The following is a 15974-nucleotide window of genomic DNA, read 5'->3' on the forward strand; positions in this document are numbered from 1 at the left end:
CCTCTACCCGGTCGCGCTCGTCTGGCGCGGCGGGCCGTTCATGGCGTATGTCGTTCATGCTGTGGTTTGTCGGGCTGGCTGCGGCGGCCGCGGTGGTGGGCGCGCTGGTGCTGGGCTATGCGCTGGTGGTGATGGGGCCGCAACTGCCGTCGCTCGATGTGCTGACTGATTACCGGCCCAAGATGCCGTTGCGGGTCTACACCGCGGACCACGTGCTGATCGGCGAGTTCGGCGAAGAGCGCCGGAGCGTGGTGCGCTTCCAGGAGATTCCCGATTCGCTGAAAAAAGCCGTGCTGGCAATCGAGGATTACCGCTTCTACGAGCACGGTGGGGTCGATTTCGTGGGTATCTTGCGCGCGGGCCTGACTGACGTGATGCACGGCGGGGCGCATCAGGGCGCAAGCACGATCACGATGCAAGTGGCGCGCAACTTTTTTCTTTCCAGCGAAAAAACCTATACGCGCAAGCTGTACGAAATGATGCTGGCCTACAAGATCGAGCGGGCGCTGAGCAAGGACCAGATTCTCGAGCTGTACATGAACCAGATTTATCTGGGCCAGCGCGCTTACGGTTTTGCGGCGGCGGCACGCGTGTATTTCGGCAAGGACCTGAAAGACATTACGCTGGGTGAGGCGGCGATGCTCGCGGGCTTGCCGAAAGCGCCTTCGGCCTACAACCCGGCGGTCAACCCCAAGCGCGCCCGGATTCGCCAGGAATACATCCTGAAGCGCATGCTCGAGCTGAACTACATCACCCAGGCGCAATACGACGCGGCGCTGGCCGAGCCGCTGCACACCCGTGCCGTGGGCGCTGAATATAACGTGCACGCCGAATATGTCGCGGAGATGGTGCGGCAGAAGATCTACGCGCAATACAAGGAAGAAACCTACACGCGCGGGCTGAATGTCACGACCACGATTGATTCGGCGGCTCAGGATGCGGCCTATCGCGCGGTGCGCAAGGGCGTGATGGATTACGAGCGGCGCCATGGCTATCGCGGACCGGAAGGCTTTATCGCCTTGCCCGCGCCGGGTGAAGCCCGTGAGGAAGCGATCGGCGACATGCTGGCCGATCATCCTGACAATGGCGAACTGGTCGCGGCGGTGGTGACGGCGGCCAGTGCCAAAGAGGTTCAGGCGCAACGCGCCGATGGCACGGTGGTGACCGTGAGCGGTGAGGGCTTGCGGTTTGCCGCTGCGGCGCTGGGGGCGCGCGCCAGCCAGGCGTTGCGCTTGCAGCCCGGCTCGGTGGTGCGGCTGATGACGGATGCCAAGGGCAACTGGCAGATCACCCAGTTGCCGCAAGTCGAAAGCGCCCTGGTGTCGCTGACGCCGCAAGAGGGTGCGATTCGCGCGCTGGTCGGCGGGTTCGATTTCAACAAGAACAAGTTCAATCACGTGACCCAGGCGTGGCGGCAGCCGGGTTCGAGTTTCAAGCCTTTTATCTATTCGGCGGCCCTCGACCGGGGGGTGGGGCCCGCAACGATCGTCAACGATGCGCCGCTCTATTTCCCGCCGAGTTCGCCCGGTGGCGAGGCCTGGCAGCCGAGAGACGATGACCAGCCCGATGGGCCGATGCCGATGAGGTTGGGCTTGCAAAAGTCGAAGAATCTCGTGTCGATCCGCATCCTTTCGTTTATTGGCACGCAATACGCGCAGGAGTTCGTCACCCAGCGCTTCGGCTTCGATGCGGACAAGACGCCGCCGTATCTGCCACTGGCGCTGGGGGCCGGGCTCGTGACGCCCTTGCAGTCGGCGGCGGCATATGCCGTCTTCGCCAACGGGGGCTATCGCATCAATCCGTATCTGATCGCCGAAGTCCGCGATGCCCGCGGCACGGTGCTCTCCCGTGCGCAGCCGGTCACGGCCGGGCGCGACGCGCCGCAAACCCTGGCGCCGCGTAACGCGTACATCATGAACAGCCTGCTGCATTCGGTGGCGAGTGCGGGGACGGGGGCGGGCACGAATGTGCTGGGACGCTCGGATCTGCAAGGCAAGACAGGTACGACGAACGAGGCCAAGGATGGCTGGTTCGCGGGGTATCAGCAATCGCTGGTGGCGGTGGTCTGGATGGGCTATGACCAGCCTAAAAGCCTGGGCAGCCGTGAATTCGGTGCGCAACTGGCGCTGCCCATCTGGAATGGCTATATGCAGCGGGCGCTGCGTGGCGTGCCGCAAGCCGAACCCGCGATGCCGGAGGGCGTCACGACCATTGACGGCGAGCTGTATTTTGCCGACATGACGCCGGGTAATGGCTTCGTCAACAGCATCGGACTGGATACGGACAATCCGCTCGCGGGCACGAACGAGGCCGTGGGCGAGGTGGGGGCCCGGGCGGGCGCGGCAGGGCTGAGCCCGCCCGAGGTCTCTTCGGGTGAGAAAAAACAGATCCTGGACCTTTTTGGCGGCGAGAAGCCGTAAAAGGAAGAAATCGTTGCGCCATCTTCGGGATGGGGTGGGGACGCGCTTTTGTTTTGTCTTGACCTCATCCTCGTGTCGCCCGGGCCTCGCGTAAGGGCACCCTGGGCGACAAAACAGTGCCTTGTGTTCTAATCAGACGCCTCGCGCGTCTTGTCCTGAAATTCTGACCTTGGGGTCAGATTCCGATCCTGATCCCAACAGGTGACGCACTTCCCGGTCTTGCCGGCTTCGCTAGCCGTTCCGTTTTGCCGCGTTTTATCGGCGTGACGGTTCTTTATCACATAGCATCAACCGGGTTTCTTCGTTCGTGAAACGCTTCATTCTGCTTACCCTGGCCGTTCTGGTCACGGGGTTGCTACGCCTGTTGGCGTGGCTGCCGTATCGTGTGGTTGCCCGTTTCGGCGAGTGGCTCGGCGCCCAGCTGTACCGCCTGCCCAGCACCCGTCGCCGGGTGGTGCAGACCAATCTGAAACTGTGTTTTCCCGATCTGCACGACAGTGAACGCGAGCGCCTTGCACAGGCGCACTTTAGCCATGTGATTCGCAGCTATGTCGAGCGTGGGCTGCAATGGTTCGGCAACGCCCGCATGCTGGCGAATCTGGTGCAAATCGACAGCGCGATTGATCTGGCCGACGCCACGGCCGGGCCGACGATTTTCGTGGGCTTTCATTTTGTCGGGATCGAAGCGGGCTGCATGATGTACTCGACGCGCCATCCGGTCGCATCGCTCTATACACCGATGTCTAATGTGCTGCTCAATACCATGGCGCTGCGCCAGCGCGGGCGTTTCGGCACCGAGATGATTCCGCGCGGCGATAGCGTGCGCCGCGCGCTGCGGGTATTGCGCAGCGGCAAGCCGGTGATGCTGGCGGCGGATATGGATTTTGGCTTGCGCGATTCGGTGTTCGTGCCGTTTTTCGGCGTGCCCGCGTGTACGCTGACCTCGGTGTCGCGCCTGGCGAAAGCCGGGAATGCGCGTGTGGTGCCGTTTATCACCGAGGTACTGCCTGATTACCAGGGTTACAGGCTGAAGATTTTTGACGCGCTCAGTGATTTTCCTTCAGACGATGTCACCGTCGACGCACGACGTATTACGGCCTTTCTTGAAACCGAGGTGCGCCGTATTCCAGCGCAGTACTACTGGGTGCATAAGCGCTTCAAGCACCGGCCCATGGGGGAGCCGGCGGTGTATTGACATTGACTATTTTGACTATTGACGCGCGGGGTGTCTGGCGCCCAGGGTGTGGGCCGCAAGGGGCGCCAGGATGGCGCGATCATGGGATGGCGAGTTGGGCGGCTTCGTCGCTATAGCCGTAATTCGCGCGAAATTCCTCGCCTTGTTTTACCGGCTGCGCCGTGAAATAGCAGGGCAGCATGAGGGACGTGCCATTTTCCAGTTTGAGGCGCACGCCGTAAATTTCGCTGTTATAGCCGCTTTCGGCCTGAACCCTCTGGCCGGCCAGATTCTTTGTAAAAATCGAATTCACCCGCGAAATAATGCCGTTGCCAACGATTTCCGTGAATTCGCTGGCGGCTTCAGGCGGGTTTTTGTCCTTGCATGAAAAACTAAAACTACGCGACTGGACGCACCACATGTTGTCGCGCCGGATCAGATAACCGGTATAGGCGCCGATTAGTTCATGCGCGGCAAAGTCTCGCGCCGCAAAGACGCCGTTTTGCCCTGCCAGGCTGAGCGGATCGCTGGAGCGCAAATCGCTGGGTGTCAGCATCCGGCAAACCAGGCTGGCTGTGCAGAGCGTTTGGCGTTCGGGCTCGGACGTGGCCTCGTCAAACAGACGGTGCAAATGAGCGAGCGCTGCTGACGTGAGGTACCGGGTGGGCAGGGTGCCGGCATCGATCCCGATGACCTTGAGCGGCGCACCATTCAGGGTGCGCAGCGGATAACGCCGATTAATTTCGGGGTGATATTTTTGCGCTAGCGCCAGCACATAGTTTTCCAGGCGGGTGAAATCAATGCGGCTAATGCAGCCCATCATTTCGAGGCGGGAAAAATGCTGGCTTAATGCCGTTCGCAAGGGTTCAGGCAATGCCGCAATACGCGCTAACGCATCATCGTGCTGCCGAATCGAGACATCTTTTTCGTAATGAATAATGTGGTGCGCGGCGAGTTGCTGCAAGGCAGCATCGTCCAGGAGATCGAGCGAGACCCGGTTGATCTGGCCCAGCCATTCGAAAATATGCCAGGGCGAGAAGAGGGGCAATGAACGGGGAGCCGCCGGCGTGCCTGGGGCGGTGGAGGCGACCAGGGCGGAAAAATCAGCCAGATGTTGCGCGGCTTGCACCAGCGCGGGATCGCCCCCCTGGGCCAGTTGCATGGCCTGTTGCTGTGCCGCTTGCAGGCTGGCGAGCGTTTTTTGGCTCAGCCTGTCGAGAGCCGTGTCGGACTGGCCGGGCTGGGGGGGATGGTGTGGCGCGTTCATCTGGAAGTATCCGTGGACGTGAGACAAGGAAACAGGGCAGAGCGGATTGGCATGAGGCATAAACGGCGTGCTTTTGCCCTGGGTATTAAGTAGCACGCGAATGGAGCGGGTTCCACGTGCCGGCGAAAATATTTGTAGCGCTGCGCCCTGTTTTCAGCGGTTTTCAGTGCCACCCGTGAGGCAAAAACATGTGCCTTGCCCAGTGCGTTGTCGTCACGAATAAAACGATAGGTTTCAATGGGTTGAGTGATCTGCCCCAGTGTTGTCAACAGTTCTTTCAACATAAGCTGGGGATAACTTTGAGGCACGTCGTACAAGGGCTCTCAATCTTTGTTCCGTTTTGCCTTTTCGGCGGCATTCCATGGCATGTCTGCCTGAAACACCAGAAGCAGCGTGCCCATCGCCCTGTTTTGCACCTTTGCCCGAAAGTGTCGTTGGCTCAAGGGCTTACCCCGTTTGTCCGGTACTTTTCAACAAGCTCATTCACATGATCTGTGGATAACGCATCGCGCCTGGCCGCGCTCAGTGCCGCACGTTAAGCCATGACAGGGCGGGCTCGGGCTGAACCCGAGTTATCCCCAGTTTTTGTTGATAAAGCTGTGGACAAATCCCCCTGTGATAAACAGCTCCGCCACATAAGGCTTTCTGGGCGGAGTGTGGGGAAAATTCTTTTTTCCTGCACGATACGCCCTCAAACATCCATTTCCCCATGTTTCTCCACGGCACGTTAGAACTGCGCCGTTGCCTGTACTCCCACCGTCACACGCGCAGTCGGGAAGCCGCTGGGTTTGTAGACGGGCGTCCCGATGAACAGGTCATAGGAGAGACCAGCAAAGCGTGCAGGCAGAGCACCGCGGATGCCGATCACCGCGCCCGCCAGTTGTGTCCCGGCCAGAAACGTCGTGTTTGGCCCGAACACGCGCCCGTAGTCGATCCCCGCGTACAGCGCCTGTCTGGTCTGGCCGATCGGCCACTGCAGCTCGTTGCGCCAGTAGAAGCCTTTTTCTGCCGCCAGCATGGTTTCACCGTCGAAACCGCGCACCGTGTAGCGGCTGCCGATAGTCAGGTCGTCCAGATAGAACAGTGTGTCGTTGGTGAACTGCGCGTGAACGGTCGTGACATAGCGGAAGTTTTGGCTGGCGACGGCGAATGGCATCGACAGGTTCGCATCGAGCACCGCCATGTGGTAACGGTAGGTCGGACCCTCGGAGTACGGGTCAGGCGTTGCGCCCAGGCCGCCGATCCCTTGACGGTATGCAAGCGTGCCGTCGAACTGCGATGCGCCAAAGTAATGCCGGTCGGTCAGGCCTGCTTCGATGAACGTGTTGTTGCGCTTCTGTTGCGGGATGTGCGTGTCGTCAATGAAGCTGTCGCCGAAGCGCTTCGATAGCTGGAACTCCACGCCCAATACATCGTTCCTGCTGCGGCTTAGTACACGTGCGAGCCTGAGTGCGACTGTCTGCGAGTTGCCGCTGGACACGAACGTCTGGTTCACGCCGGCAATGTTCTGGTAATACGTGTTCGTGTTGCCGGACAGCGTGGCCGTCCAGTAACCCCACGGCACGGAGTACGAACCGTTGAAGCCGTGCGAGCCGAGCGACTTGTTGCCGAACGACAGGTCCTGATTTGCGCCGACCGTGAATATGTCGTTGAGTCCCAGCGGATTGTCGATGCCGAGGCTCACGTTGCCCTGCCATTTGCCGGTGGCGTCCGTGCCTGAGTTATCGACGGATGCGACGAAACTCCAGGGCTTCGCGCGCTTCACGCTCACGACGACATCGCTCTCGCCGGGGGTGTCGGTCGGCTCGATCTTCATGTCCACGTCCTGCGATGCGACACGCTTCATCTGCTCCAGCCCCTGCTCGAGGTCGCGCAGGTCCAGCAGATCGCCGTCGCTTACCGGGAATGCGGATTTCAGGGTGCCGCGCGTGGCAGGGTCGGCAAAGCGGAGCTGGTGCACGACGCCAGGAACGAGCACGAATGCCAGCGTGCCGCTGGACAGGTCCTGCTGCGGGATGAGTACCCGCGTCGTGACATAGCCACGGCTCAGGATTGCCTGCTGCAGCCCTTTGGTGAGCGTGTCGATGCCGGACTTTCCAACGCATTGGCCCACGTAGTGATCGAGCCATTCACGTGCGAAGGCGAACGGGTCCAGTGATAGGGTTGAGGCTCCTTTAGTGCGTACAGCATCGGGCAGCGTTGTCGGGACGTCGAGCGCGAACTTGCCGATACGGAAGCATGGTGTTTCGACCGGCAATAGTGGATAGCCCTCGAATGTAGGGAGAGTCGAACGCACAGCGGGCGCCTGCATGATTGCGTCGCGCTGCTGTGCATCGCGTTGTTGCTGAATTTGCTGGTTCTGCTCGGCGTTGGCCCGTGCGGCGGCGGCTTCATCGGCTGGCGTCGGAGCGTGCTGGGCGTTCGACGCGAGTGATACCAGGGTTGTGAGTGGTAGTGCTGCCAGCCTTTTTCGGATTTTCATAGCTATTTCAAACCTTGATTCTGCTCGTCGCGCGACGATGCAAGCGAGGGAAAGCGACAGCCGCGCTTAATGTTTTTCGGGATTTAGCGTTGATTGCGGAGGCTAACGACGATGAGCCTACGTAGTTCAATCACTAGTATGGAACCGATCGTTATCCTGAAGACAAATAGTATTCTGTCGTGGCTTCTCAAACGCTACTTTTTGAAGGGAATGAACGTGGTCTGGATGAGCGGCTCAAGCTTTGGTTCGAGGCCGTTTCCGTTTCCAAACTCGATTCCAGGGAGCGTGAAGCCATTGAAACCGTGATCGCCAGTGTTCTCCATATGCATGACGTTAAGCGCTGGACTCAACGGGTTCTGCTCACGCCAGAATTTGAACCCGATGTGAAGCGGCGAGGCCGCTAGGGCAGGGGGATAAAAATGATGCTGTAAACGAAGCGCGGGCGGTGAGTGCTGAAACACTCACCGCCCGCTAACCACAACCAGCTCAAGACAGGAGCTCGCCATGGCTGATGCCGATCTTAAACCACGCCCCCATCATCCTGAACGCAGCGTCACGATTCAGCAGTCGCGGCGCTATCGCCAGTGGCGCGGGCCAACGGCGGGTTCCCGCAAAGAACCGCCGCTTTACCCGTAGCTCAAGCTCTCGGGCCGATGGCTCGAACAGGCAGGGTTCGAACCATATCAACGCGTAAGGATCGAAGTGCAGCACGGCAGGCTTGCCATTACGCCCGCTTGAACAACGCCACAGGCACCGAACTTGGCAGTGCCGGTTCGGTGCTCAAGGAAACATAAAAACCCATTGCGACCTCAGCAGATTCAGTAACGCCGAGAACACAAAGCCGATAGCGGCACACAGTAAAAAACTTAATGCCGGTTCGTTATATGCCAACCAGGCAGTCAGCGCCATACCAAGGAATAACGTCGATTTTAGCCAGTAAAAAATCCTTGCCCGCCTCAACTTCAGATCGCCCCTGCCGAATAAGAACCAGGTAATAACAAGGGATGCAAGCGAGATCACTACTATCCCGCCACCTAGAGTCATTGGCCATTCCCCTTGAATCTATTCATCATGGCTCGAACAGGCAGGGTTCGAACCATATCAACGCGTAAGGATCGAAGCCCAGCCCAGCCCAGCCCAGCACGGCAGGCTCGTCATTACGCTCGCTTGAACGTCCCATGCCCAGCGAGCCTAACAATCGTCGGATTCGCTGTTTGCTAGGTTCTGCGCAGCTTTGCCCAGGCAAATACCGTAAAAACGAGCGATAGCAGCGTTCCGCGCACAAACACGCTTTTAAAATCCATTAACTTCATTAGTTCAATGATGCTCAACTTCTCGTAACACCCTTCTATAAAAGCACAGCTAACGGTAAGACCGATAGCCCATGCAACAGCTACCATTGCCCAGAAAATCACCAGGCTGGATATAAAAAATATCGGAAGTCTTCTCATTTCTTGCTCGGCACCACAAGCTTCACGGTGTCATATGTTTTATTAAACACTTCTTGTCCAAGACTACCGATTCCTGTCCCGAAGATGACGGGAAGATTGTTTGGATTTAGCAAGTTCCAGCCGCTGCTGGACCATGTGTTCGTGGCGACCCAATTCTGACCGTTATTAATCGTTGGTCTCGCGGCGTTGTTAAGACTAGATTCACCAAATTTACCAACGCCGTAGCCCAGACTGGATAAACCAAACTTATTCTCTCAGGAGCGGTGAATATTTAACCATGCAATAAATGTATATGAAGCTGATATAACCAGGGTCAATTTTGCAATTGTTTTTATATCATTCCAGCCAAGAGAATAATAAAATCCATTAAAGTAAGAATATAAAGTAATGCCAATGCACCACATCAAAAAACAGGCGACTGACCAAATTAAGAGTGCGAGCAAAAATATTCGAATAAGCCGCGAGGTCATTTTCTTCCTCCTTTTGACTGGCTATTCTGGATAGCATTTTGCAATGCCTCTTGCACTGCGCCACCACCAAACGTTGCACCTATCGTAGCGTTATTGTTTGGTCCAAAAATGTTATATCCGCTACTTGACCATGTGCCAGAACCTACCCAGCTATTCTGGTTATTAATGCCAGGTTTCATTATTGAATTAATCCCATTCCCCATAAATTTTCCAGCACCATATCCCACGCTAGACAGCAACCCGCTAGTAATCCCAGCACCCACCACACTGTCATTCTTCCCCTGCAAGATGTTATTGAGCGCGGTAGTGGTTGCTCCTCCGATGGAATTAACGCCGACATTCCATAGCAGCCCACCATACGAACCCGCTGCTCCCGTCACAAACGCGCCCGCCACATCGGTCGGATTGATTTTGTCGCCCTGCAGATACTGCGCACCCGCATTGATGCCCGCGCTGATTGCCCCGGTTCCCACCGGTGATGCCAGGGCTCCAGTCCCCAGCGCTCCACCTGAACTAAAGATCGGCGCACCCGGCAAGGCTGCAATGACACCGCCAGTGGCGACAGTCGCCGCTCCTCCAGCGGCCACCAGGGTGCCGGTCCTGAAGGCATCGCGGTATGCCTGCTCCCGGCTCACACTCACGCCGATTTGTGACTGTGAGGGCCGGTTTGCCCCGGTCCCGCCAGCGTAGTACTTCGCATACATGTCGACATTAGCCTTCTGTTCCGGCGTTGCATAGAACATGTAGCCCGGTCCGCTCGCGCCATCGGCGGGCAGCATGCCGTGCGCTTGACTTAAAAAATCACTCGCGCGCTGATTCCACGTACCCGGCGAGCCATTCTGAACTTGCAGATTCGCTTGCAGCGTTAATTCGTTATGCGCTTGCTCAGGCGTCAAACTATATTTCTTCGCATACGCCGCTTCTTTCTCGCTGATCCACTTCTTTTCTTCCGGGTGACGTTGTCGATTGGACTTGACACGGCACCCCGACACGCCCGCCGTTGCCGGTAAGGTTTTTTCCCTGACGCAACAGTCACTTGCAACACGTTTTTGCCCGACGCTGTCCGTTGCCAGCATTTTTTTGCCCCGACGCGGTTTTGCGCTAAAGAAGCGAGTTTGCCAGAGGCGTCATTTTTGGGGAGCGCTCGTTAGCATGTCGAAGTCACTGGAGCCGCCTGGTTTGGCGGCGTCCGCAGGGCGACGGCAAACCAGGCGGAACATGGCCGTCGCCAGCCTCACACGCCAGGAGCTGGCCACCGCCCCATGGCGGGCTAAAGAAGAGACATGCGAAGAGCCATGCCCTGGCCCAGGGTTCTGGCCTGGCGCCTGCACACCGCCACGCTAGAACCCGTCAGGGCCGCGCGAAGCGCGCCGAAGGGAAGCCTTGACGGAGGAGGGTGTGCCACGCTGGGCAATGCGGTGCAAGCCGTCAGTGTGGCTTGCAGCGCATGCAGTGCGTTTCTGGTTTTGACGTTGGAATTTGATTTCCGCTGCGCAGCAGCGGCAGGACAGGGAGCCCCGTGGGGGCGGACGGGCAGGGCCGGGCGGGGCCCAGTTCCACTCATGGCCGCTTCGCGGCCCCTGACTTTACTCATGCGCGCAGCGCCCGATCCGGGGGGCCGGGGGCCAGTGACATAACGCGAATTATCAACGTTTGCCGGGCCGCCACACCCGGATGGATTCGTGCCGTGGCGGCCCGGCAAACGTTGATAATTGCCTTTCGCGTTATGTTAAATAGACTGACGGGACCCGAAGGGGCACGGCAGGCTATTTACCCCCGGCCCCCCTCGTTGGCCTCCGGCCGCAGGCCGCACTTTCTCATTCCAGGACACTGTCGGGGCGCATGCCCCGCACGAATCCATTCGTTACCCGGCTGGGCCGCCCCGGCCCACACTTTTTAATTCCAGGACATTCACGGTGCGTAGGCACCGCACGAACCCTTTCCTCTCCGATCCGGGCCGTTCCGGCCCGGCACTTTTCTATTCCAGGGGTCAGCGGGGCGTAGGCCCCGGTGGATTCTATTGGGCTTCTGTCTTGCCATACACGCGCTGCAGGAGCCGCCCCGGCTTCAGCTCTTCTATTTCTGCACGCTGCTCCACCCGCTCCAGCCGCGCCGGATGCGTGGCCGTATGAATCTCCTTGAGCGCCCGGATCGCCACCTGCGTATACACCTGCGTGCTCGTCAACTGCGCATGCCCGAGCATCACCTGCACGAACCTCACATCGGCCCCGTTCTCCAGCATCAGCGTGGCCATCGTGTGCCGGAACAGGTGACACGAGCCACTCTTGTTCACCCCTGAGCACTTGATGTAGTCCGACACCAGTTGCCCCATGCTGCGCAGACCGATCGAATCGCCCGTCAGCGCCAGGAACAGCACCCCCTCATCGTCAGCCAGCGACAGTTGCGGCCTGACCTCATCGAGGTACTTCCTGATCCACGCCAGCGCCCTGTCTCCTATCGGAATCAGCCGGTCCCGCGCGCCCTTGCCCTGGCGCACCATCACCGTGCCACGATCCATGTCCACGTCATGCACATGCAGGCCCACCAGCTCGGCACGCCGGACCCCCGTGCTGTAGAACGTCTCGAGAATGGCCCGGTCCCGGATACCGATGCTGCTCGTCACATCCGGCACATTCAGGATCCGCTCGGCTTCCTCCTCACTCAGGATGTGCTTCGGCAGCCGCTTCTCCATCCTGGGCATGTCGATGTCCGCTGCCGGGTTCGAGAGAATCCGGTTCTGCCGCACCAGCCACCGGAACCACAGCTTCACCGGCACCAGCCGCATGTGCTGGCTGCGCCCCGAGAGTGCCTGGCCATCCTTCTTGCGGTACAGGAACAGGTAGCGCTGGTAGCGCTCCAGGATCGGGCGCGTCACTTCCTGCGGCCGCGTCACGCCGCGCTCGTCGCACCACGCAATGAACCCGCGCAGGTGTATCTCGCGGTGTTCCACCGTGCCTTCGCTGTAGTTGCGCACGCGCATCCATTCGAGGAACGGGCGCATCTGGTGGTACAGGCTTTGGGGATCATCGGCCGGGCCAATCACGGGCAGCGGGGCGCGCGGGGTTGTCTTCTTGTGCATCGCTATGCCTCTCCGTTCATCGGGGACTCAACAATGCGGGTATCAACAACGCGGGCTGGAGAAGAAGTTTTTTCCCGGAACAGTGCGTTTTCACCGACTCCAACTTGCGAACCCTCTACGCCTTTATCCATATGGTTTTGAGGCGAGTTCTCCGGGTCCAACATGGGCCCATCATGGGGGCAACCTGGGGGCAACTTGCTTGCCTTCTGTTCCAACTTGCGTGCATCGTTGTCGAGTAAATCAAGCTCTTCGACCTCAATCAGCCCCGCCAGCCTCGGCTCGTTATCGTTCGCGCCGTCGTACATCAGTTCGTATTGCAGCAGGTGGCCACGGCTGCCGCCGCGCACCAGCAGATACTCCAGCTCTACCAGCCGCATGCAGTGCACCTTCAACTGGTTGTCACTCCAGCGCGTGTACTCCCTGATGTCGCGCCGCGTAAAGCGCACCTCACGCCGCTTCACATGATCGCGCTCGCCAAGCTCGCCCACCATCGTGTACACCATCTTCAGCAGTCGCCGTGTCTGCGGCGGCAGCTCATCGAGCGTGCGTCCCAGCACCTCATGGGCAATCCGGTTGGCCAGCGCGATATCGTCCTTCGTCACCTCGATGTACGTCAACGCCTCGCCCCGGTGCGTCACCGTCTGATGCGGCCTCTGGTACTGGTGCAGCAGGGCAATCGAGCGGATCAGCGTCAGGTACTTCATGTGATCACGCCGCATCCGCGTCCTGTCATCCATGAACGTCAGCTGCTCCGCAAACGGATTCACCACGTGCACGTTCTTCAGCAGCCTTTGCGCATTGCGGTGCAGCCCAATAATGTGCTGCCGGTCCGTCTCCGCGAGCAAGCCCTCCAGCGTCTGCTTCACCCGCTGCCGCGCGTGAATCTCGCGCGTCTGCTCGCGGCTCTCGTTGATCGTCAGCACCAGGCACCGGTTCAGCAGCTCCTCATCCACATCAATCGCGGTGGTCGTGAGCATCAGCATCACCGGACCCTTCACCGTGTACTGCCTGGTTACCAGGTTGCCTGTCGCCTCGTCCTTGCCCGTGCTCGCTATCGTCAGCTCGCCATCCGACTGCAGCAGCTTCAGTGCATACGCGGCCTGCCTCACGCCTTCCTCCTCGGCAATCGCCAGGATCCGGTGCTGCAAATCCGTCTCGCCCAGGTAGAACAGGCTCTGTCCGGTCATCGCGCTGTACTGGATGCGTTCCTCCTGCGGCATCAGGTCCAGCACCGCATCCATCAGGGAGGACTTGCCCGCCGCGCTCGAACTCTGGATCAGCACCGCCAGGGGCGCATCGAGTTTTCTGGAGACCGCTGCCAGATACCCCGCCAGCAGGTTCGCGCCTTCGCCCACCACGCCGCAGCGCGCCATGTCGGCTTCGAGTCGCGCGATCAGCTCCGGCGCCCTGAGCCAGTCCAGTGCCGCCGCGTGTTCCAGCGCGTCCATCTGCACGCCGTTTTCCTTTGGCGCGAGCGTCGCCCGGATCGCCTCGTCCTGTAGCGTCTCCAGCTTCAGCAGGATTCGCCCAAGGTCGCGCTTGAGGGTGTCTTCCTGTGTACCGAGCTCAACCGCCGCGCTCTTCAGGTACAAACCCCGTGCCTTCGCGCTGTACACGTCGAGCGTATCGACGTGGTACGCATCGCCACGCCGTACCTGTGCATTCACCCGCATCTGCTCCGGGCCCAGGTTCTTCTGCCAGCCGCGGATGCGCCACACCCGTTCTACGAACGTGAACAGCAGTTCGCCGCCTTCCGTCTGCTTCACGTCGGGATCGCCTACTGGCGCGGGCTGCACCTCCTCTTTAGCCGCCATCGCCGTGACTGGCGTCACCGCAGCCCCAGCCGCAGCAATAGCGGCTAAGGAAGAGGGCGGTTTAACGTCCTTCACGTCATCAACCGGCACCGGTTCAGCCTGCGCCGTTATACCGGAGCGTTTGCCCTTGCCAGTCCATTCCGCCTGCTGCAACAGCACCCCAAGGCTCTTCTCCGTCCCACAGGGACTTCCGCTGGTCGCAGGAGCTACTTTCCTTGCGTAGTCGTTCGCGTCCATCCCCTTCGGGAACAGCACGCGCCATGTCCCGATCCCTGCCTCATGCAGTTCAGTCGCAAGCTTCTCCGCCGCAGCGTTGCCCGCATCGTCCCGGTCGTATGCGATCCACACCTGCCCAGTGCCGTGCCGTTTCAGTGCGTTCCAGTGGTCCTGCGTAAATCCATTCACTCCATATGCGGCGATCACATTGCGATACCCCGCACACCAGAACGTCAGCGCATCGATGAGCGCCTCGCACACGATCACTTCACGGCTGGCCACCAGCGCCGCTTCATTCCACACACCGGCAAGCGGCAGCGACAGGTACAGATGCTTCGGCTGGCCCGCCGGGATCTTGTGGCCCGGTGCGATCCGCCTGCCGTACATCTGCCTGACTGCGCCCGATTCCAGATCCATCACCGGCACCACCAGACACCCGTTCAGATGCTCATGGCCTGACTCGCGGTACACCCCGACGCGTTGCAGCTTCGCGCGCACCTCGCGGCCTTCCTTCGAATACCCCGGCGGCAGGCGGTATGTCAGGCTCTTGTTGGCATACCCCAGGCGGAACGTGCCGACTACCTCGCCATGCACCAGGCCGCGCTGCGCCAGATACGCCTGCGCCTCCGGACTCTGCTTCAGGCTCTCGTGATACGTATCCGCCACCTGGCCCAGCAGAACCTGTTCATCGGCGTCCGCCGCCAGGGAAGCCAGGGGGCGCGTAAAACTCAGCTTGACCCCAACCTTGTCGGCCGCAGCCAGCGGCGCATCGTTACGCAGTAACTGCACCGCATGCGGCAGCGATACGCCCTGCGTACGCATGACCCAGTCCAGCACCGTGCCCGACGCGCCACAGCCGAAGCAGTGGTACACGTTCTTCGCCTCCGACACTGACAGGCTCGGCGTGTCCTCTTCATGGAACACGCAGCGCATGACCCAGTCGCGGCCGCTCTTCTTCAGCTTATGGCCCTGCGACTCGACCAGCCGCAGCAGCGACACTTCGCGCTTCAGTCTGTCCAGCTCGGCTTGCGGAATACGGGGCATGAATCGTCCTTCGGCTAAAAACCTGTCAATACTCTAATTGATAGAGTTAACGATACACTGTATAGTGTATAAATGGCAAGCCGGGCAGAAGGGGGTACTTAGAATGAATGCATCTCTTTTTTCGTTGGGATGCTTTGATATGTCCGTCTTTGCCGAACGACTCAGACTGCTGCGCTCCGCAAGACAGATCACCCAGGCGCGATTGGCTGAACTGCTGGAAATCAACCCGCGTGTGTATAACCGCTGGGAACGCGGCCTTGCTACACCACAGTTCGATACCGTGGTACGGATCGCCGATATTTTGCAGGTCACACTGGATGAACTGGCCGGACGAACACCCGCACCGGCCGAACCCAAGATTCACAATCAAGAGTTACTGACTCTCTATCAACAGGTGGATAGCCTGCCCGATGCCGAGCAACAGGCGTTGATCCTGGTGATCGACAGCTTCGTGAGGAAGACGCAGGTCCAGAAGGTTATGAGCCGCCGACGATAGGCAGCTAATGAAGGAAGACACAGTGATGTAAACGAAGCGCGGCCAGTGAGTGTTACGAGCA

10 protein-coding genes and 1 pseudogene are annotated in these 15974 nt (G+C 59.6%); 6 read left to right on the plus strand and 5 right to left on the minus strand.

Annotated elements, in window-relative coordinates:
* Nucleotides 1-56 precede the first annotated feature (56 nt).
* Complete coding sequence (locus GH657_RS08035) at nt 57-2420, plus strand: penicillin-binding protein 1A (RefSeq protein ID WP_246174031.1); 2364 nt, start codon at nt 57-59, stop codon at nt 2418-2420.
* Between the two features lie 307 nt (nt 2421-2727).
* On the plus strand, nt 2728-3615 hold the full coding sequence (locus GH657_RS08040; RefSeq protein ID WP_153100217.1) for a lipid A biosynthesis lauroyl acyltransferase: 888 nt from the start codon (nt 2728-2730) through the stop codon (nt 3613-3615).
* Nucleotides 3616-3694: 79 nt separating this feature from the next.
* Here the strand turns inward: GH657_RS08040 and GH657_RS08045 are convergent, their stop codons facing one another.
* Nucleotides 3695-4861, minus strand: coding sequence for an SET domain-containing protein (locus GH657_RS08045; RefSeq protein WP_153100218.1), 1167 nt, complete (start codon nt 4859-4861; stop codon nt 3695-3697).
* A 727-nt stretch (nt 4862-5588) separates the two neighbouring features.
* Nucleotides 5589-7343, minus strand: coding sequence for a ShlB/FhaC/HecB family hemolysin secretion/activation protein (locus GH657_RS08050; protein ID WP_153100219.1), 1755 nt, complete (start codon nt 7341-7343; stop codon nt 5589-5591).
* Between the two features lie 179 nt (nt 7344-7522).
* Here GH657_RS08050 and GH657_RS08055 point away from each other — a divergent pair, with 179 nt between their 5' ends.
* The 3 genes and pseudogenes from GH657_RS08055 to GH657_RS18390 form a co-directional block, all read left to right on the plus strand.
* Nucleotides 7523-7747, plus strand: coding sequence for a hypothetical protein (locus GH657_RS08055; protein ID WP_153100220.1), 225 nt, complete (start codon nt 7523-7525; stop codon nt 7745-7747).
* A gap of 100 nt (nt 7748-7847) precedes the next feature.
* Complete coding sequence (locus GH657_RS18385; protein WP_281349364.1) at nt 7848-7979, plus strand: hypothetical protein; 132 nt, start codon at nt 7848-7850, stop codon at nt 7977-7979.
* Nucleotides 7980-7991: 12 nt separating this feature from the next.
* A pseudogene (locus GH657_RS18390) lies at nt 7992-8081 on the plus strand (SymE family type I addiction module toxin); the annotation flags it as partial.
* A gap of 1179 nt (nt 8082-9260) precedes the next feature.
* Here GH657_RS18390 and GH657_RS08065 read toward each other — a convergent pair.
* The 3 genes from GH657_RS08065 to GH657_RS08075 form a co-directional block, all read right to left on the minus strand.
* Nucleotides 9261-10340, minus strand: coding sequence for a hypothetical protein (locus tag GH657_RS08065; protein ID WP_153100221.1), 1080 nt, complete (start codon nt 10338-10340; stop codon nt 9261-9263).
* A 941-nt stretch (nt 10341-11281) separates the two neighbouring features.
* Nucleotides 11282-12343: a site-specific tyrosine recombinase XerC gene (gene xerC, locus GH657_RS08070; protein WP_153100222.1), complete on the minus strand. Its 1062-nt coding sequence runs from the start codon at nt 12341-12343 to the stop codon at nt 11282-11284.
* Nucleotides 12344-12345: 2 nt separating this feature from the next.
* Nucleotides 12346-15417 carry a CHC2 zinc finger domain-containing protein gene (locus GH657_RS08075; protein ID WP_153100223.1) on the minus strand — a complete coding sequence of 1024 codons (3072 nt, stop codon included), beginning with the start codon at nt 15415-15417 and terminating at the stop codon, nt 12346-12348.
* 103 nt (nt 15418-15520) lie between these two features.
* Here GH657_RS08075 and GH657_RS08080 point away from each other — a divergent pair, with 103 nt between their 5' ends.
* On the plus strand, nt 15521-15913 hold the full coding sequence (locus tag GH657_RS08080) for a helix-turn-helix domain-containing protein (protein ID WP_153100224.1): 393 nt from the start codon (nt 15521-15523) through the stop codon (nt 15911-15913).
* Nucleotides 15914-15974: the final 61 nt, after the last annotated feature.

Origin of the sequence: Paraburkholderia hayleyella (genome assembly GCF_009455685.1) — a bacterium.
Classification (GTDB): Bacteria; Pseudomonadota; Gammaproteobacteria; order Burkholderiales; family Burkholderiaceae; genus Paraburkholderia; species Paraburkholderia hayleyella.

Bases quoted from the DNA above. Each gene is read 5' to 3' on its own strand.
- GH657_RS08045 (WP_153100218.1), bottom strand. From the start codon at position 4,861: ATGAACGCGCCACACCATCCCCCCCAGCCCGGCCAGTCCGACACGGCT.
- xerC (WP_153100222.1), bottom strand. From the start codon at position 12,343: ATGCACAAGAAGACAACCCCGCGCGCCCCGCTGCCCGTGATTGGCCCG.
- GH657_RS08075 (WP_153100223.1), bottom strand. From the start codon at position 15,417: ATGCCCCGTATTCCGCAAGCCGAGCTGGACAGACTGAAGCGCGAAGTG.
- GH657_RS08080 (WP_153100224.1), top strand. From the start codon at position 15,521: ATGAATGCATCTCTTTTTTCGTTGGGATGCTTTGATATGTCCGTCTTT.
- GH657_RS18385 (WP_281349364.1), top strand. From the start codon at position 7,848: ATGGCTGATGCCGATCTTAAACCACGCCCCCATCATCCTGAACGCAGC.
- GH657_RS08035 (WP_246174031.1), top strand. From the start codon at position 57: ATGCTGTGGTTTGTCGGGCTGGCTGCGGCGGCCGCGGTGGTGGGCGCG.
- GH657_RS08050 (WP_153100219.1), bottom strand. From the start codon at position 7,343: ATGAAAATCCGAAAAAGGCTGGCAGCACTACCACTCACAACCCTGGTA.
- GH657_RS08065 (WP_153100221.1), bottom strand. From the start codon at position 10,340: ATGCTGGCAACGGACAGCGTCGGGCAAAAACGTGTTGCAAGTGACTGT.